General features: G+C 65.5%; 19 protein-coding genes. 12 read left to right on the top strand and 7 right to left on the bottom strand.

The genetic code is table 11. The features are described 5' to 3' along the window. Positions 1-43: 43 nt before the first annotated feature. The gene (locus tag TL10_RS30605; RefSeq protein ID WP_043985440.1) at positions 44-391 is read right to left on the bottom strand and encodes a hypothetical protein; all 348 of its coding nucleotides are present in this window, start codon (positions 389-391) and stop codon (positions 44-46) included. Positions 392-634: 243 nt separating this feature from the next. On the opposite strand from TL10_RS30605, the gene TL10_RS31225 reads away from it, so the two are divergent. The 7 genes from TL10_RS31225 (at position 635) to TL10_RS09420 (ending at position 6,004) form a co-directional block, all read left to right on the top strand. Then, a complete protein-coding gene (locus TL10_RS31225) occupies positions 635-796 on the top strand; it encodes a hypothetical protein (RefSeq protein ID WP_156127171.1) in 162 nt (53 codons plus the stop codon). A gap of 294 nt (positions 797-1,090) precedes the next feature. Then, a complete protein-coding gene (locus TL10_RS09445) occupies positions 1,091-2,053 on the top strand; it encodes an alpha/beta fold hydrolase (protein ID WP_231575561.1) in 963 nt (320 codons plus the stop codon). Positions 2,054-2,273: 220 nt separating this feature from the next. After that, complete coding sequence (locus TL10_RS09440; RefSeq protein WP_082067899.1) at positions 2,274-3,461, top strand: PrsW family intramembrane metalloprotease; 1,188 nt, start codon at positions 2,274-2,276, stop codon at positions 3,459-3,461. Between the two features lie 78 nt (positions 3,462-3,539). Further along, entirely contained in the window at positions 3,540-3,842 is a 303-nt protein-coding gene (locus TL10_RS09435; protein ID WP_051954822.1) for a DUF4333 domain-containing protein, read from the top strand. Between the two features lie 79 nt (positions 3,843-3,921). Beyond that, the gene (locus TL10_RS09430) at positions 3,922-4,764 is read left to right on the top strand and encodes an LLM class flavin-dependent oxidoreductase (RefSeq protein ID WP_043985438.1); all 843 of its coding nucleotides are present in this window, start codon (positions 3,922-3,924) and stop codon (positions 4,762-4,764) included. Continuing rightward, a complete protein-coding gene (locus TL10_RS09425; RefSeq protein WP_043394767.1) occupies positions 4,761-5,150 on the top strand; it encodes a DUF427 domain-containing protein in 390 nt (129 codons plus the stop codon). The genes TL10_RS09430 and TL10_RS09425 overlap by 4 nt, the downstream gene beginning before the upstream one ends. Then, on the top strand, positions 5,147-6,004 hold the full coding sequence (locus TL10_RS09420) for an acyl-CoA thioesterase (protein ID WP_043394769.1): 858 nt from the start codon (positions 5,147-5,149) through the stop codon (positions 6,002-6,004). Before TL10_RS09425 ends, TL10_RS09420 begins: the two co-directional genes overlap by 4 nt. A 1-nt stretch (position 6,005) precedes the next feature. Here TL10_RS09420 and TL10_RS09415 read toward each other — a convergent pair whose 3' ends face one another. Genes TL10_RS09415 through TL10_RS09395 form a run of 5 tightly spaced genes read right to left on the bottom strand, consistent with a single transcriptional unit; the run spans position 6,006 to position 11,265 of the window. After that, positions 6,006-7,505 (bottom strand): class I adenylate-forming enzyme family protein, encoded by a 1,500-nt coding sequence (locus TL10_RS09415; protein WP_043394771.1) that lies wholly within the window; start codon positions 7,503-7,505, stop codon positions 6,006-6,008. Next, the gene (locus tag TL10_RS09410) at positions 7,495-8,892 is read right to left on the bottom strand and encodes a class I adenylate-forming enzyme family protein (protein WP_043394773.1); all 1,398 of its coding nucleotides are present in this window, start codon (positions 8,890-8,892) and stop codon (positions 7,495-7,497) included. Before TL10_RS09410 ends, TL10_RS09415 begins: the two co-directional genes overlap by 11 nt. Next, positions 8,889-9,668, bottom strand: a complete 780-nt coding sequence (locus tag TL10_RS09405; RefSeq protein WP_043395275.1) for an enoyl-CoA hydratase/isomerase family protein — start codon at positions 9,666-9,668, stop codon at positions 8,889-8,891. Before TL10_RS09405 ends, TL10_RS09410 begins: the two co-directional genes overlap by 4 nt. Beyond that, complete coding sequence (locus TL10_RS09400) at positions 9,665-10,465, bottom strand: enoyl-CoA hydratase/isomerase family protein (protein ID WP_043394775.1); 801 nt, start codon at positions 10,463-10,465, stop codon at positions 9,665-9,667. Before TL10_RS09400 ends, TL10_RS09405 begins: the two co-directional genes overlap by 4 nt. Positions 10,466-10,467: 2 nt before the next feature. Further along, on the bottom strand, positions 10,468-11,265 hold the full coding sequence (locus TL10_RS09395) for an enoyl-CoA hydratase/isomerase family protein (RefSeq protein ID WP_043394778.1): 798 nt from the start codon (positions 11,263-11,265) through the stop codon (positions 10,468-10,470). Positions 11,266-11,346: 81 nt separating this feature from the next. Between TL10_RS09395 and TL10_RS09390 the strand changes: the two genes are divergently transcribed. The 3 genes from TL10_RS09390 to TL10_RS09380 all read left to right on the top strand — a co-directional run bounded on the left by TL10_RS09390 (position 11,347) and on the right by TL10_RS09380 (position 14,100). Further along, positions 11,347-12,000 (top strand): hotdog family protein, encoded by a 654-nt coding sequence (locus tag TL10_RS09390; RefSeq protein WP_043394780.1) that lies wholly within the window; start codon positions 11,347-11,349, stop codon positions 11,998-12,000. Then, positions 12,000-12,863 carry an enoyl-CoA hydratase/isomerase family protein gene (locus tag TL10_RS09385; protein ID WP_043985437.1) on the top strand — a complete coding sequence of 288 codons (864 nt, stop codon included), beginning with the start codon at positions 12,000-12,002 and terminating at the stop codon, positions 12,861-12,863. Before TL10_RS09390 ends, TL10_RS09385 begins: the two co-directional genes overlap by 1 nt. Before the next feature lie 61 nt (positions 12,864-12,924). After that, on the top strand, positions 12,925-14,100 hold the full coding sequence (locus tag TL10_RS09380; protein WP_043394782.1) for a thiolase family protein: 1,176 nt from the start codon (positions 12,925-12,927) through the stop codon (positions 14,098-14,100). A gap of 6 nt (positions 14,101-14,106) precedes the next feature. Here TL10_RS09380 and TL10_RS09375 read toward each other — a convergent pair whose 3' ends face one another. Beyond that, positions 14,107-14,847: a TetR/AcrR family transcriptional regulator C-terminal domain-containing protein gene (locus TL10_RS09375; protein ID WP_043395279.1), complete on the bottom strand. Its 741-nt coding sequence runs from the start codon at positions 14,845-14,847 to the stop codon at positions 14,107-14,109. Between the two features lie 128 nt (positions 14,848-14,975). On the opposite strand from TL10_RS09375, the gene TL10_RS09370 reads away from it, so the two are divergent. Beyond that, entirely contained in the window at positions 14,976-15,737 is a 762-nt protein-coding gene (locus TL10_RS09370) for a crotonase/enoyl-CoA hydratase family protein (RefSeq protein ID WP_043394785.1), read from the top strand. Between the two features lie 6 nt (positions 15,738-15,743). Next, the gene (locus TL10_RS09365) at positions 15,744-16,541 is read left to right on the top strand and encodes an SDR family NAD(P)-dependent oxidoreductase (protein WP_043394788.1); all 798 of its coding nucleotides are present in this window, start codon (positions 15,744-15,746) and stop codon (positions 16,539-16,541) included. Positions 16,542-16,613: the final 72 nt, after the last annotated feature.

Raw genomic sequence — 16,613 nt, 5'->3', positions numbered from 1 at the left:
ATCGACATGCTGATCTCCGTGATGCCGCGAGTTGCTGTTTCACTCATCGCCGTGTGCTCGTGGTGACCGGTGCGTGGACGATGCCCGTCTTGTTCGGGGGTTTCGTGCCTTGCTCGGGCGTCACATCACTGCCGGGAATGCTGTCGTCGCAGAACCCGTCCGGTCCTGCACATTGGCCGCTGGTTTCCGCATCATTGATTTGCTTTTGAGCCCTCTGGTGCCCGTTGTCGACCTGTAGACAGTTCGGCGTGCCCTCGTTGCAGGTGGCGAATGCAGGGGCGGCCGACCATGTCGAACCGATGAGCATTAGGGCGGGTGCCGCCGTGGATGCGGTTGCCACACCTACCGCCGTCATGAACTTCTTGGCTGTGGTGTTGTGGGTGCTCTTCATGTGCGTGGTTTCCTGTCTTGGTTTGGGCCCCGGGGTGAGGCCTCGCCTACAGGTAAGTGCGTCGACCAACCGAATGCGGGACAGTTTTTCGAGATCCATTCGACCGCGCGCGTGGACACGCGGGCACCACCGTCGCTCCGAAGAGATCTCTCGAAAAGTTGTCCCCGCGTCATGGGTTCGCGGCTCCTACCTATGACGGCAGCCATGCGCGCTGCCGCGAACCCATCGAAAAGGAGCAACGTCGTGAAGGTCACTAAGCGCATCCTCTCTGGAATCCTGCTTTCGGGTGTCGTAGCGCTGGCCGGGTTGGCGCTCAACTCGGCCACCGCCCACGCCAGCTGCTATGCCTCGTCGGACGGCTACGGCGGCATGAACTGCTATTACGAAGGAGACAGCATGGGATAGCTCCAGGTTGGAGGCTGGGCATACGCGCCCGCGATGATGGGAAGCCATGTGCCCCAATCGCTTAGCGGCCAGGTGAACCTGCCGGCGTCGCCTCCATGCCCAGGCCTTCGCCTAGACAAGACCTCCGCACCGTTTGGTGCGGAGGTCTTGTCGTACGCCCTGAGGCTGTTTTCCGACGTGGTCGGCTGCCCATTCGACCGGCGAGAAGTCGCAAAAAGTGTCACTGAACACCAGGTTGCTTGCTCATACGAGTACCAGTGCTCCACCGGGGCCGCCGTACTGAAGGAGAAGGCCGTGATCGCTCCCCACTCAGCGGGGCATGGACTATCGACAACCTCGCGTGCGACAGATCCCAACCTGTGGTTACGTCAGGCGGGGTTGGCCAATCCATCCTTGTCAGGGACTGACTCAAGTCGTCGAACGATCATGGTCAACGGCCGTCGGGTCGCGTATCGCGACGACGGAGCCGGGGAAGTATTGCTGCTGATCCACGGTATGGGCGCGAGCTCCTACAGTTGGCGCACAATCTTGCCGAAACTGTCGCAGAACTATCGGGTCATCGCGCCTGATCTTCCCGGCCATGGTCACTCCGACGAGCCATCCGGACCGTATTCGGCGCCCGAATTCGCCCTCTGGCTGCGAGACCTGCTTGATGCGCTCGGTATCCCGGCGGTGACTGTGGTGGGACACTCGTTCGGCGGCGGTGTGGCAATGCACTTTGCGCTCCAATACCGCAACTACTGCCGGCGACTGGTCCTGCTCAGCAGTGGGGGGTTCGGACGCGAAGTGAGCCCCTTCTTGCGGATGTTCTCCGTGCCGGGTGCCGGGATTGTGTTGCCGCTTCTGGCCTCCCGGCCGAAGACGAGTTCAGCTGCGTGCGGAGAACCGTCGACGGTGCGTGAGTCGTTGTCGCACAAACACTTGCGGCGAGCGTTTCTGTGCACCCTGCGTTCGGCCGTCGGGCATCGTGGCCAAAAGGTATGCGCCTTGGAGAGTGTGGGTGCTCTGGTGGATCTGCCTACACAGATCATCTCCGGTGAAGCCGACAAGGTCATCCCAGTCGCACACGCGCACGCCGCGCATGCAGCGCTGCCCGGAAGCCGTCTCCATGTCATCGCGGGTGCCGGACATAGCCCCCAGACGCAATGCCCCGACACGGTAGCCGAGTTGGTCGACAGCTTCCTGGCATCGACGAGTCGGTTCCCGCACCCGACTGCGACCCGAGCTGGATTGGTGTCACTGGCCCAAGTTGCCTAGCGCACAAAGGGTTTCGATCCGTACCCGACCGGCTGGCCCGCGGTATCGTCGGCAGCCCCCAACCGAGCCGGTTGACGCGGCGACGGCTCCTCGCGGCGCCGGCACATAGATCGTGGCGTCAGCCCGAAATCTGCGGCGGAAAAAGTGTCACTCAAAGCGAGTTGGCCGCACTTACATCTAAGACGCTCACCGGGAGCGGCGACATAGAACAGGAGTAATCATGACCATCGCTCTCGAGAGTGCGACGCACCCCGGGCCGGCCGGGCGATCCGCGCCGCACATCGCCGCGCCCGTACGCCCCCGTCGGCGAGCACTTCGGATGATCGCGTGGATCACGTTGGGACTGAGTTCTCTGCTGTGGGTCGTCTACGTCCTGGCGCTGGGGGTGAAGGCGGGTCCAGCCGGTCTTGCTCTGTGCACAGGGCTGGCCGTGGTCCCGGTGCCTGTGGTGCTCGCCGCGTTCCGCTGGATCGATCGTGCGGAACCTGAACCCACCCGACTGCTGGTGGCGGCCTTTCTATGGGGCGCCACGACCGCGTGCTTCCTCAGCATGGTGGTCGAGACCGTTGTCAGGCTTCCGTTGTGGCTCAGCGCGGGGATATTCGAGGAAATCGCCAAAGGTGCTCTGCTGGTGGTCCTCATCTGGTTCGTGCGCTCCGAATTCGACGGGGTGACCGACGGCATCGTCTACGGCGGGTTCGTCGCTGCCGGCTTTGCTTTCAGTGAAAACATCGGCTACTTCGTCAGCTCCTACGTCTATGGCGCCACGGTTGACTGGGCAAGCGCCCACGCGGTGCCCGGCCAGTACCACACGCACGACCTGTTCGTTAACTTCTTGCTGCGCGGCTTGGCCTCTCCGTTCGCCCATCCGCTGTTCACCGTCATGTTCGGAATCGGACTCGGGCTCGCAGTCTCCAGTGCCAAACGCGGCGTGCGGGTCATCGCTCCGTTCGTCGGCCTCACCGCAGCCATCGGTCTGCATGGACTCTGGGACTACACGCTGTTGTCACTCCGCACACCGACAGTGCTTTTCTGGTTCATCGGAGTCGCCGTACTGCTGTTCTTCGTCATGAGCGTCGTCGTCGGCCAGATTCGTCGCCGCGAGCTGCGCAGCATCGGAGGCCATCTACAGGGCTACGCGAACCAAGGCTGGTTCGCGCAGAGTGAGCTGTACTCGCTGTCCACCTTCAAGGGTCGGCGCCAGGCGCGGCGCTGGGCCGCATCGATCAGCGGCGCGCACGGAAAGCGCGCCATGGTCGACCTGCAGCATGCCGCAACCAAACTGGGGCTGCTGCACCGCAAGCTGGCCGCAGGTCGCACCGTTGCGGACTTCGACGTCCGCCAGCGTGCACTGCTGGTGCAGCTGGCCGGCGCTCGCACGGTACTGGTGTTATGGCAGTCGTTCTAGGCCCGGGCCATCGTGAACAACCGGGTGCCGGAGTCAGCTTCCAACGCAATTCCAACTGCCCGTAGCTACGTTCCTGCCATGACCCGATCCACCGGATTCATCGGCACGACGCTCATCTGCGGAGTGCTCACGCTGCAGCTCAGCGCATGCGGTTCCACCATCAAGCCCGACGGCGCCGCGCAGTCGGTGACCGACTTGGTGACCAGCCAAACCGGGTTCCACCCGACGGACGTCAAATGCCCGTCCGGCGTCGACGCAAAGGTCGGCGGTGAATTCGACTGCACCTTCACCGGTCCGGAAGGGCCGTACAAGGCGCACTTGAAGATCACCAGCGTGGACGGCGAGAAGGTCGGCTTCGACATCAAGACGAGCCGCAGTTAGCGGCGGGGAATCCGAACGAGAGAATGATATTTCCTAATAGGTAGAACATGGCTTCCCGTCGCGGTACGCTGGCGGGGTCATGGCCGAGTGGTTCTTGTTCCTGCCGCAGGTGCGGCTGGGTATCGATGAGATCGTCGAGCGCGCGCAGGTGGCCGAGGGGTCGGGCTTCGACGGCATCGCCTTCATCGACCACCTCGAAGCGCCCGGTGCCCCGGATCGAGGTATCTGGGATGCCACGGCGATCGCCGCCTGGGTCGCCGCGCGCACACAGCGGCTGCGTGTCGGACACCTGGTGCTGTGCGACGGTTTCCGCCACCCGGCGGTGCTCGCCAAGCACGCCGTGACGATGTCCGCCGCGTCTGGCGGACGCTTCGAACTCGGGCTGGGTGCGGGATCGATGCCGACCGAATTCGAACGCTTCGACATCGACAACGCCCATGACGCACCGGCCCGGTTCCGCAGGCTGGAACGTGACCTCGCGCTGATTCGGCAGTACTGGGGCGACGACGGCGACACCCCTCAGTTCCCGCGCCGTGAGCACCACATTCCCTTGGTGCTGGGCGGTGTCGGCAAGAAGACCATGGAACTGGTTCGCAGACATGCCGATTGGTGGAATCTGCCCTGCAATCATCTTGATCGCCTCGAACAGTTGCGCCCACAGGCGGGCAATGCGCGGGTGTCGGTGCAGCAGATGGTCGGCTTCATCGGTTCCGGAGCGGACCGGACGACGGTTACCCAGGCGAGCACTCGCCGATTCGGGTATCTCGGCGACGGGCTGACCTGCGGGACGGCCGACGAGCTGATCGATCATTTCGGGCGGATGAGTGACCTTGGCGCTGAACGGTTTTACGTATGGTTCGCCGATTTCGCCCAGCCTGACACCGTGAGAGAGTTCGCCGAGACGGTGGTGAAAGCGGCATGAGTTTCGCGGACCGCCCCGATTATCGCGTCGATATCCATCGCCGCCGCAACAGGATTACGGCCGAGCACGACGGACGGTTGATCGCGTCGACCACTGCCGCCTTGCTGGTCGACGAGCAGGATCACGGCCTGGTGTTCTACTTCCCGCGTTCGGACCTGCAGATCGAACTGCAAAGAGATCCGGACGCGGCCAGCCGCTGCCCGTTCAAAGGGCAAGCCACCTATTGGCGATTCGACAACGATGGAGACGAACCGGTGTGCTGGAGCTACGAGGACCCGACCGAACAAGTCGCGCGGCTGCGCAACCACGTCGCCTTCTATCAAGACCGGGTGATCGTCCGGGTCGGTCAGGCCCATCCCGCTGTGCTCGGATACGGCCAGCCATGACGACGCCGTCCTCCGTCACCGGCATGCTCGAGGTGTTCGATGTTCAGCCGGTCGGCGCCGGCCGGTACCGCGGCTTCAGTGACGGTGGCGAACGCGCCATCGTCGACGGCACCCAGTTGCTTGCACAGTCCATTGTTGCTGTCGCAAAACAGCTGCCCACCAAACTGATTCGGTCTGCGCACGCGATCTTCGGCAGGGCGGTGCAGGTTGACCTACCCGTCGACTTCGTCGTCGACGTGGTCAACGATGGCCGTAGTTTCGCCGCCGCGGTGGTGGCGGTGGAGCAGGACGGGCGACGTTGCGCGACGGTGACGGTGCTGGCCGACACCCCGACTCGCGATGTGATCCGGCACCACGCGGAGCGTCCCGACATCGCGCCGCCGGCGGAAGCGATTCCGAGTCATATGCCGATGGTCGGCCGCGAACTGCGCCTCGTCGACGTCGTCGACGTCAACAGTCCCGACGAGGTCGGGCCACCGATTTTGCATGCGTGGCTGCACTATGACCCTATTCCGCAGCGCGATGACCTGGCCAAGGCGTTGCTCGCGCACTTCACCGGCCACCTGTCGATCTCGACGACAATGCGTGCGCACGCCGGCATCGGTACCAGCCAGGCTCACCTCACTGTTTCTACGGCGCCGATGACGGTCACGGTCACCTTCCACGAGCCGGTCGGCTGGGACGGTTGGTTGTCGTACACCCACGAGAGCACCCAGGTCGGTGCCGGAATGTCCTATGTGCGTGGACAAGTCCACACCGAGGACGGTCGGTTGATCGCCTCGTTCACGCAAGAGGGGATGATCCGTCCGTTGCGAACCACCGACAGCGCTGTCGCCGCGACGGCGCGCTTGTAAGTCAGGATTGCGCCAGCAGCTCCCGCAACGCGGCAACGTCGACCTTCCCGGTGGAGCCTCTTGGCAGCGCGTCATCGGACCCCAGTACTCGCCACACCGTCGGAACTTTGAAGGAACTGAGCCGCTTTCGGGCCGCCACCCGCAGCTCATCGACGGTCCTTGTACGACTCACAATGGCTGCTCCGACCGCGCCTGCGACGTCGGTCACCGCCGCGGTGTCGACACCGTCGATGGTGCGCAGCGCCTGTTCGACCTCGCTGGGGTAGACGGTCGCGCCGTTGACCTTGAACATGTCGTCGGAGCGACCGTGATAGAACAGGAACCCGTCGTCATCGACACTGCCGAGGTCACCGGTGGGGTAGTAGCCGTCCGCGTCGAACAGTTCTTCGGTTGTGCGCCCGCAGATTCCGCGCATGAGATGCGGTCCGCGAATATGGATCATGCCGATCTCGCCGACTGATAGGGGTTCTCCGGTCTCTGGGTCAGCGATCCGAACCTCTGTGCCCGAGAACGGCTTACCGCAACTACCCCATTTGTCGGACGGCATGTCGGTGTCAGCCGGATAGCCGCAGTACGGGCCGAACGCCTCGGTCATCCCGAACAGTCGCGCCCGGGCTCCCGGAGCTGGACGCCGCGCCTCCGGCAAGAGCGCCGGCAGGCTGCCCGGCTGAAGAGCCGGCAGGGAAGCGCCGATCGAATCAGCATGGCGGGCAATCGCTTCGGCTTGGTCCGGCCAGCCGCGAAACAGCGTCACGTGCTCGCGCTGCAACAGTCGCCAGGTGGTGTCCGGCTGGGGAATCTCCTCGGTGACCAGCGTGGCGCCGGCCAGCAGTGCGGACAGGATGCCGCTGCCGAAACCGCCGACCCAGAAGAACGGCATCGGCAGGTACAGGCGGGTCTCGGTGTCGATGCAGCGCGCCGTCAAGCCCGCTCGCACCGCACCCAGCGCGCCCCCGTGCGAGTGGATGACGCCCTTCGGTGGACCACTGCTGCCGGAGGTGAACATGATGGCGAGAGTGTTTGCGGGCGTGACAGTTTCGGTCATCGTATCGATGGCACCCAGATTCGTGCCGACATTCAGGTCGGTGGCCGGCCACACCCGACGCAGCTCCGGCAACGGCTCGTGCTCGGCACGGAGTTCGTCGAGGTAGCGGTGGCCCCGGAACTCGTCGACGCCGATCAGGTGCTGCACCGCCGCGACGCGTAGTTGCGCGACCAGTTCGGGTCCCCGAAGCAGCGTGCTCAGCGGAACCAGCACCGCCCCGATGCGGGTCACCGCGATGGCGATCCGCACCCAGTCAACGTTGTTGGGCATAATCAGCCCGACGCGAGTGCCCACGCCGATCCCGGCTGCGATGAACGCCGCGGCCAGGCTGCGACTCGACGCATCGAGCTCGCCGTAGCTCATCGAGGTGGTCGGGTCGATCACCGCCGGCTTGTCCGGATGCGCCGCACTGCGCGCCCGGACCAGGCGGTCGATGGTGTCGGTGCTATCGGGCATGTTCGTCGGCGAAGAATCGGCGGACCTCACCCAGATCCGCCTTGCCTGACGGGGTACGGGGAATCTGGTCGACGATCGCGATGGAACTGGGAATCTCGTAGCGCGCCAGGCGGGTTCGAAGGTGATCGACGATGTCGTCGACCTCGGCGGGTGCGCGCAACTCCACCATGGCGACCGGCGTCTCGCCCAATCGCTCGTCGGGCTGGCCGACGACCGCCGCACCCGCCACCGCGGGGTGCCCTTCCAGCGCGGCGCGGACATCGTCGGGCAGCACCTTGAATCCGCCCCGGATGATCGCCTGGTCGGCGCGTCCCAGAATCCAGACGAATCCGTCGGCGTCGATGCGGGCCAGGTCTGTGGTCTGCATCCAGTCCGTGGACGGCCCGAGTTGGCCGGGCTTGACCTCCAGTAGTCCCGGCTCGCCAGGGGCCAACGGGTTGCCGTGATCGTCGACGACCCGCAGGGACGCGCCGAGCGTCGCGCGTCCGACGCTGCCGCGCTTCGCTTTCCAGAACCGGTGGTAGTCCTCGATGGTCCAGCCTGCGACCCCGCCACCGAATTCTGTTGCCGCATAGGAGGTCAGCACTGGGATACCGAACTTGGCGGTGAAGGCGTCGGCATCGTCGGGAGACAGCGGCGCCGTACCTGACGTCACCGCCCGGACGCTCGCCAAGTCGGTGGCGCACAGTTCCGAGTGCAGCACCATTCGCAGCGCTGCCGGCACCAAGGAGACCGCGGCGGGTCGGTGCCGACGCACCGCATCGGCCCACCGGTCCAAGTCGAACTTGTCCAGCAGGGCGAACGGCCGTCCCGACGTGATGCACTGCAAAATCCGGTACACGCCGCCGATGTGAACCAAGGGGGCGTTGACGATCGCCACCCCGTGGCGGAGCGCCGTCGGTGCTGGACCCATGAGACTGCGGGCCAGCATGTCGTAGGTGAGGTCAATTCGCTTGGGCGGTCCCGTGGTTCCGCTGGTCAGCATGCGCACCGCAACGGCAGGACGGAGTTCGGCGCCGCCGCCGGCCGCCCAGATCCGTAAACCGCCCACCGACCCTGCGGGCGGGGCATCCAAGTCGGACGCTTCGCCGATGATGGTCGACAGGTCGAGCGCGGCGAGGTCGGCGCGGACGCGGTCGGCACCGCGGGACGGGTTGACGGTGACGACGGTGCCGCCCGCCAGCAGGACGCCGAGCAGCGCCGCGACATGATCGGGCCGGTTGCGCAGCAGCATGCCGATCTGGGTGCCGGGGGAGAGGCCGGCGACTGCCTGGGCAACATCGGCGATCTGGCCCCACGAATGCCAGCGGCCGTCGTATTCGATGGCATTCGCACCCGGGTCCAACCGCAGTACCTCGGCGATGCGTGTGTTCAGCGGATGTGTCACCGGATCCTCGGTGGCTTGCGCTTGGCTGGTGCGGCACTGAGTTCGGCAGTACCCAAAGGGTTTCCGAGCCGGGTGTAGATGAGGTTCTGCTCCATGGCCGCGCGGTACGGCTTGTCCAGTGACTCCCAGATCGCCTTGACGGTGCCCTGGGTGGCCGAGGTCGGTTTGGCGGCGATGGCCGCGGCGATCTGGTGTGCGCGGTCCCACAGTTGATCGGCGGGCACCACCTCGGACACCAGCCCGATGCGCAGGGCGGTGGCCGCTCCGACACGTTCGTCATTGCCCATCAACGCGATTCGCAAGGTCTCGGCGAGGCCGATACGCCGCATGAGTCCGACCGGTTCCAGCGCGCACACCAGTCCGGCGCTCACATGCGAATCGAAGAACGTCGCGTCGTCCGAACAGATCACCACATCGGATTCGTTGACGAAATAGAACGCGCCGGCAGTGCAGATGCCGTTCACGGCGCACACCACGGGCTTCCACATCTTCTGCCATTTCGGGCTGAGCGCTTCGCCGGGGTCTTCGTGGTTCCACACGTTGTCCGGTTGTCCATACGGCGTTTTCACGTCGAGGCCGGCGCTGAACGCCCGGTCACCGGCGGCGCGCAGTACGACGGCGTGGACGGTGTCGTCGCGTTTGACGGCCCGCCACGCCTGCACCATCTCCTCGCACATGGTGCGGTTGAACGCGTTGAGCGCCTCGGGCCGGTTCAGCGTGATGGTGGCGACGTGGGTGTCGGGGTCCACGTCGAGGGTGATGGTCTCGAACGTCATCGGCACTGCCAGTTCGGTGCGCGTTTCTCGACGAACGCCGCGGGCCCCTCCAGCGAATCCGCGGTGTGCAGGTTGCGTTCCCGGAAGGACTCCGCGAGCATCTCGGCCTCGTGCAGCGGCAGGTCCAGGCCTTTGAGGATCGCCAGCCGCGTACCCCGAACGGCCAGTGGGGCATTGGAGTTGACGATGTCGGCGATCTCGTGTGCGCGGTCCAGTAGGCGGTCGTGGTCGACGACTTCACTGATCATGCCGAGCTCGTACGCGCGCGCGGCGCTCAATCGTTCGTGCTTGCCCATCAACGCCATGCGCAACGCCACTGATCTGGGCAGCACCCGTGCGAGCCGGACAACTTCGCGGCCGGCCACCAGACCGATGCTCACGTGCGGATCGAAGAACGTGGCCCGCTCGGACGCGATGACGATGTCGGCCGTGGTCACCCAGTCCAGGCCCGCGCCACAGCAGATGCCGTTGATGGCGGCCAGCACGGGTTTGGCCATCCGCCGGAACGGCGGGGTGCCCTCCTGCGGGGCTTCCCATTGGTCGTAGGTCGACAGGTAAGGCCGTTCATTGATGACCTTGCCGTCGCCGGGAATCTCCTTCACGTCCGCGCCGGTGCAGAAGCCGCGGCCGGTGGCGGTGACGATGAGCAGCCATACGTCGTCGTCGTTCTCGGCCCGGTCGTAGGCCGCGCGCAGTTCCGTGACCATGTGCGGGCTCAGTGCGTTGAGGGCGTCGGGGCGGTTCAGCGTGATGATGGCCTTGTGGTCGTCGACCTCGTACTTGATGGTGTCGAACATGCTCACCGCCCACCGAACTGGGGCGGCCGGTGCTCGCGGAACGCGGCCATTCCCTCTTTGAAATCAGCTGTGCGGCAGGACAATTCCACGTTGTACAGCTCCTGGGTCAGCGCCTGCGACAGCGTCGCCTGCTGGGCGTGATGGATGGCCTGTTTCGCCAGTCCGAGGGTCACGGTCGGGCCCGAGGCCAGTCGGTCGACGAGGGCGCGGGCGGCATCCTCGAGGTCTGCCGGGGCGACCGCGCGGTGCACCATGCCCCAGTTTGCCGCCTCGCTCGCGCTGACTTGTTCGCCGAGCAGGAGCATCTCCTTGGCGCGGGCCAAGCCGATCAGTCGTGGCAGCAGCCACGTCGCACCGGAGTCCGGGGTGAAGCCGCGCGCGGCGAATGGTTCCCAGAACGTCGCGTCGTCGGCGGCGACCGTGAAGTCGGCGGCCAGCGCCAGGTTGCAGCCCAGTCCGACGGCCCAGCCCCGGACGCTGCACACGACCGGAAGTTGAATGGTCGCAACAAGTTCGATGAGGCGGTGCGCGGTATGGGGGATGCGGCGCAGCAGGTGGCCCGCTCGGGGCCGCGTTCCTGCCTCGTTCGTGGCGACCCAGTCCGCACCGCTGCAGAAATCCGGGCCCACCGCGCCGATGTGCACGGCGCGCAGGGTTTCGTCGCTCGCGGCCGTCGTGAGCTCGCTGACCATCCGGTCGATCATCGAGTGGCTCAACGCGTTTCGATGCGCCGGTCGGTCGAGCATGAGGCTCAGGACAGAGCCGTTGCGAAGCACGGTGATCGAACCGTCATCGCTCACCGTCGTGGTCCTCTCTCATGCCGTACTGTGATGCCAACAGTATGTACTACGATTGCATTCGGCAAGCGGGAAAAGAGGCAGATGGCCACGGTCGAATACGGCGAACGTCCGCTCGCGCAGACGGTCGCGGCAGCCGGGGCGATGCGGCGCCTGGCCGGACTGCTGCTGGCGCTGGAGCGGGACCATCCCGTGGTGGACGACATGCTGGCCCGGTTCGCGGAATGGGAGGGTGTGCTGGCCGCGGCGGGCCCGCAGGACCTGACGCCGCGCATCGGTGCGGACGCCGGCGATGAGCAGCGCATCTACCTCGACCACGCATTCGACATCGGCGCCTACAACCCGTGCTTCCCCGAATACGCCTTCGACTACCTCGATGACGAAAGGGCGAGCGGACGTGTGAGCTTCCCGCTGGTCTACGAGGGGCCGCCGGGTCTGGTCAATGGCGGGTTCCTGGCCGTGTTCTTCGATTGCGTCACGCAACATCAGAGCTGCGCCGCGCAGCGGACGGGTAAGACCCGTGCGCTGGCGCTGACCTTCCGGCGGCCGACGCCCATCCTCACCGAGCTGCGCTTCGACATCGTGCGCGTGGAATCCGACGGCGCGGTCGTCTCGACGGCACGACTACTGCGGGACGACGACGTGCTCTGCATCGGTGAGTTCAGCACCGTGGCTTCTCGGCCCGCGCTACTCAGCGGTTTTCAATTTGGCAAGCGACGCAACGGATTCGAGGAATGATGACTGACGATCGTGTTCTCTACTCGGTCGACGAAGACCACCGCATCGCGACCATCACGCTCAACGACCCGGCCAAGCGCAACTCCTACGACGCCACCATGCGTGATCAGCTGGCCCGCTACCTCGATCAGGTCGCCGATGACGACGACATCACCGTGGTCCTGTTGCGTGGCAACGGGGGAGTGTTCAGCACCGGGGCGGACATGAACAACGCGTACGGCTGGTACGGCTCGGGTGAGCAGCAGGCCAAGAGCCGGCCGAGCCAGCGACGACGACTCACAGTGGACCGCAAGTCATTCGGCTTCTATCACAACCTGATGGGCTTCCCGAAGGTCACAGTCGGCGAGATCGGTGGCTACGCGCTCGGCGGCGGCTTCGAGATGGCGCTGATGACCGACATCTCGGTCATCGCGCGAGACACCCGGATCGGGATGCCCGCGACGCGGTTCCTCGGGCCTGCGCTCGGCAGCCTGCACATGTTCTTCCACCGGCTCGGCCCGGTGCTGGCGCGCAGACTGCTGCTCACCGGCGACATCGTCGAGGCCGGCGCCGTCGAACATCTCGGAGTCTTCACCGAAACCTGTGCACCGGAATCGGTTACCGCGAGGGCCGGGTACTGGGCCGCCAAGGCCGCGAAGATGCCCGCCGACGGTGTGGTCATCGCCAAGGAGGCGTTTCGTCTCGTCGAACAGAGCCAGGCCTACCAGGGTGAGGAAGTCGCGAGCTATCTGTTCCATGCGTACGGGACGAATCTGCAGTTCGCGCCGGGTGAGTTCAACTTCGTCAAGACGCGCGCCGAGCACGGCACCAAGGAGGCGTTCCGGCTCCGCGACGAGCACTTCCGGGTAGACGAGCCGGGCTGACCGGTCTCGTATACTGTGAAGGCAACAGTATCTGTTACAACCCGAGAAGTTGAGGTCGAGCATGCCCACACCCGTCATCGTCGGTGCCGTCCGGACAGCGATCGGCCGATCCTTCAAGGGGACCCTGGTCAACACGCCGCCGGAGACACTGATCACCACGGTGCTGCCCGAGGTGGTGCGCCGCGCCGGGGTCGACCCGAATGCGATCGACGACCTCATCTTCGCTGAATCCCACTATGGCGGTGGCGATCTCGCCCGGTATGCGGCGGACGCGACCGGCATGCAGCAGGTGCCCGGCCAGTCGGTGAACCGGCACTGCGCGGGCAGCCTCACCGCCATCGGCAATGCGTCCGCGCAGATCGGCTCGGGCATGGAGCGGGTGCTGATCGCCGGCGGAGTGCAGTCGCTGTCGATGACACCGCTGGTGAACTGGCGCATCCCGGGTCCGGAGCTGAAATTCGAAGAGCGGTGGATGCCGCCGACGCACGTCGAGACGCCGGATGCTCCGGCCAAGGACATGTCGATCACCGTCGGCTGGAACACCGCGCAGGCCATGGGCATCACGCGCGAAGAGATGGACGCCTGGGCCGCGCGGTCGCATCAGCGGGCCATCGCCGCGATCGACGCCGGCAAGTTCCTCGACGAGATCGTCCCCCTGAAGGTGCAATTGCCCGACGGCTCCGTCATCGACTTCAGCGTCGACGAGTTTCCCCGGCGCGACACCACTGCCGAGAAGCTCGCCCAGTTGAAGCCTTTGCATCCCGAGATCGAGGGGTTCTCGATCACCGCCGGCAACAGCAGTGGCACCAACGACGCTGCCGCCGCGGTCGCGATCGTCGACGCCGCCTACGCCGAGGCGGAAAACCTGACGAAGATGGCCACCGTGCGTGCGTGGGCGGCCGCCGGCGTCGCACCGCGCGACACCGGCCTCGGCGCGGTGCGCGCGATCGGAAAGGTGCTGCAGCGGGCCGGATTGCAACCGGCCGATGTTGCCCTGTGGGAGATCAACGAAGCGTTCGCCTCGGTGCCGATCGCTGCGTGCAAAGAATTCGGTCTCGACGAGGAGAAGGTGAACTTCTCCGGAAGTGGCTGCAGCCTGGGGCATCCCATCGCGGCGTCGGGTGCGCGGATGGTGACGACACTGATCTACGAGCTGCAGCGCCGTGGTGGCGGGATCGGTGTTGCCGCGATGTGTGCCGGCGGCGGGCAGGGCGGCGCGGTCGTCGTCGAGGTTTAGAACGAACTAGGAGCGCGGCGCCTTGCGGGTGCGGGGCGCCGGCTTCTTGTTGGCCTCCATCAGGCGTTCGGCCTGGTCGAGGATGCACTCGAGCCCGAAGTCGAAGTTGTTCTCATCCGCTGTGCCGAGGTGGTGGCCCTCCTGGACTGCCCTGGCGAGCAGTGGTGTGGTCGCGGCGTCGATGGTCATGGCGTCTTGGATATCGCCCGGCCCTTCGCCGTCGGCCTGGTTCTTGTCCCGAAGGCGTTGCAGCACAGCTGAACCACGGACGTGAACCGACACTGCCGAATAGATGTCGAATGCGTGCTCCGGCGACAGCCCGGCTTCCACCAGGCTCGCGATCGCCTTCTCGACGGCCTGTACGCCCAACCGGGCGGCCCGCGGGCTCAGTGCGGACCGGATGAGAATCAGGTCGCACAGAATCGGGTTGCCCACGAAAGTTTCACGCATCGTGCGGGCGTGGTTGCGCAGCGTCGAACGCCAATCTTTGGCTTCGACATACGGCGTGGCGAACACGTACTCGCGCAGCGCGCGGTCGGTCATCGCATTGAGCAGGTCGTCCTTCTTGCGGAAGTACCAGTAGATGCTCGTGACGCCGACGCCGAGGTGTTTGCCCAGCAGCGGCATGCTGAGGTTGTCGATCGAAACCTGTTCTGCGAGTTCGAATGCCCCGTTGATGATGTCGTCGGGATTGATCGAACCCCGCTCACGCCGCTGGCGCTTTTCGGCGGTTGCCACCTTTGCCACTGTGGGCACCTCCATCACGATCGATGCTGCGCAACTGTTGAATCTACCGTGTGCTGCCCTCTCGACTGGCACGTCCGTCTACTGTAAGACATATAGTAAGTGTTTCTGTGGCCTATGGAGGGCAAGCGGTGGCAGACGAAGTTCTCGTCGAGCGGCGGGGTCGCATTCTCGTCATCACGATCAATCGTCCGGATTCGCGTAACGCGGTGAACCGCGCGGTGAGTCAGGGCCTTGCCGACGCAGTCGACGAACTCGACTCCGACGCAAGCCTGTCGGTCGCCGTGATCACCGGAGCTGGTGGAAACTTCTGCGCCGGAATGGATCTGAAGGCGTTTGCGGCTGGTGAGCGCGTCGACATCCCGGGTCGCGGAATCGGCTTCACCGAACGCCCGCCGCGCAAGCCCCTGATCTCCGCGGTCGAGGGATATGCCCTGGCGGGTGGCACCGAGGTCGTGCTGGCCACCGACCTCGTAGTCGCCTCGCGCACTGCGAAGTTCGGTATCCCGGAGGTGAAACGTGGTCTGATCGCTGCCGGCGGCGGCTTGTTGCGACTGCCGCGCCGCATCCCGTTCCAGAAGGCGCTCGAGTTGGCCCTCACTGGCGACAGCTTCACCGCCGAGCAGGGGGAAGCGTGGGGTTTCGTCAACGTGCTGGCCGAACCGGGTGAGGCGCTGGCCGAGGCGATCAAGCTCGCGGAACGGATCACCGCCAACGGGCCACTGGCCGTCGCGGCGACCAAGGAGGTTCTGGTCAAGGGCGCCAACTGGACCGACGATGAAATGTGGTCCAAGCAGCTCGAACTCATCATCCCGGTGTTCACGTCCAACGACGCCAAAGAGGGGTCCATCGCGTTCGCCGAGAAGCGCGCCCCTAATTGGACCGGCACGTAGCGACTGATGGATCTGGGCGTTCGCGACGCGACCGCGGTGATCGTCGGTGGCGGCCGCGGCATGGGATTGGCCACCGCCCGGTGTCTGGCCGACGATGGCGCGCGCGTCGCCGTGGTCGGCCGTACTCGTGAGGTGCTCGACGCGGCCACGGCCGAACTCACCGGTCGGGGCAGTCCGGACGCGGTCGGATTGGTTGCGGACATGTGTGACGCAGCTCAGGTCGATGGCCTCTTCGCGCAGCTGAGCGAGCGGTGGGGCGGCGAGTTGAACATGCTCGTCAGCGCCGCCGGACCGACCACGGTGGGGAGCTTCGAGGACCTCACCGACGATCAGTGGCGCACCGCCGTCGATGACGGCGCGATGGGCATGGTGCGGTGTGTCCGAGCGGCACTTCCGTTGCTGCGCAAGGCATCGTGGGCCCGCATCGTCAACTTCTCGGCGCACTCGACGCAGCGGCAGAGTGTCATCCTGCCCGCCTACACCGCGGCCAAGGCGATGGTCACCAGCATCTCGAAAAACCTGTCACTACTGCTGGCCCCCGACGAAATCCTGGTCAACGTGGTCTCGCCCGGAAGCATCGCCTCCGACGCACTCATCGGCTGGGCCGAATCGGTCGGCGTCGACGGCGCCGATCCCTACGCGCTGATGGCTGCGGTCGGCGAGCATTTCGGGCATCCCGCGCATCTACCGCGCGCGGGACTTCCCGACGAAATAGGCGCTGTTGCTGCATTTTTGGTGTCACGACGCAATTCGTACATGACCGGAGCCAACATCAACGTCGACGGTGGCAGCGACTTCATCTGAGCCGTATCGCCGAGATACTGATAGGTGTACAGTATGGCCATACAAACGCCCGAGAGACGACGCCGAGGAGGC

Origin of the sequence: Mycolicibacterium llatzerense (assembly GCF_000878195.1) — a bacterium.
Taxonomy (GTDB): domain Bacteria; phylum Actinomycetota; class Actinomycetes; order Mycobacteriales; family Mycobacteriaceae; genus Mycobacterium; species Mycobacterium llatzerense.
This window is presented reverse-complemented; position numbering and strand designations above follow the sequence as displayed.

Coding starts and splice junctions, on each gene's coding strand:
- TL10_RS30605 (WP_043985440.1), bottom strand. CDS start 391: ATGAAGAGCACCCACAACACCACAGCCAAGAAGTTCATGACGGCGGTA.
- TL10_RS09440 (WP_082067899.1), top strand. CDS start 2,274: ATGACCATCGCTCTCGAGAGTGCGACGCACCCCGGGCCGGCCGGGCGA.
- TL10_RS09435 (WP_051954822.1), top strand. CDS start 3,540: ATGACCCGATCCACCGGATTCATCGGCACGACGCTCATCTGCGGAGTG.
- TL10_RS09430 (WP_043985438.1), top strand. CDS start 3,922: ATGGCCGAGTGGTTCTTGTTCCTGCCGCAGGTGCGGCTGGGTATCGAT.
- TL10_RS09425 (WP_043394767.1), top strand. CDS start 4,761: ATGAGTTTCGCGGACCGCCCCGATTATCGCGTCGATATCCATCGCCGC.
- TL10_RS09420 (WP_043394769.1), top strand. CDS start 5,147: ATGACGACGCCGTCCTCCGTCACCGGCATGCTCGAGGTGTTCGATGTT.
- TL10_RS09415 (WP_043394771.1), bottom strand. CDS start 7,505: ATGCCCGATAGCACCGACACCATCGACCGCCTGGTCCGGGCGCGCAGT.
- TL10_RS09405 (WP_043395275.1), bottom strand. CDS start 9,668: ATGACGTTCGAGACCATCACCCTCGACGTGGACCCCGACACCCACGTC.
- TL10_RS09400 (WP_043394775.1), bottom strand. CDS start 10,465: ATGTTCGACACCATCAAGTACGAGGTCGACGACCACAAGGCCATCATC.
- TL10_RS09390 (WP_043394780.1), top strand. CDS start 11,347: ATGGCCACGGTCGAATACGGCGAACGTCCGCTCGCGCAGACGGTCGCG.
- TL10_RS09385 (WP_043985437.1), top strand. CDS start 12,000: ATGACTGACGATCGTGTTCTCTACTCGGTCGACGAAGACCACCGCATC.
- TL10_RS09380 (WP_043394782.1), top strand. CDS start 12,925: ATGCCCACACCCGTCATCGTCGGTGCCGTCCGGACAGCGATCGGCCGA.
- TL10_RS09365 (WP_043394788.1), top strand. CDS start 15,744: ATGGATCTGGGCGTTCGCGACGCGACCGCGGTGATCGTCGGTGGCGGC.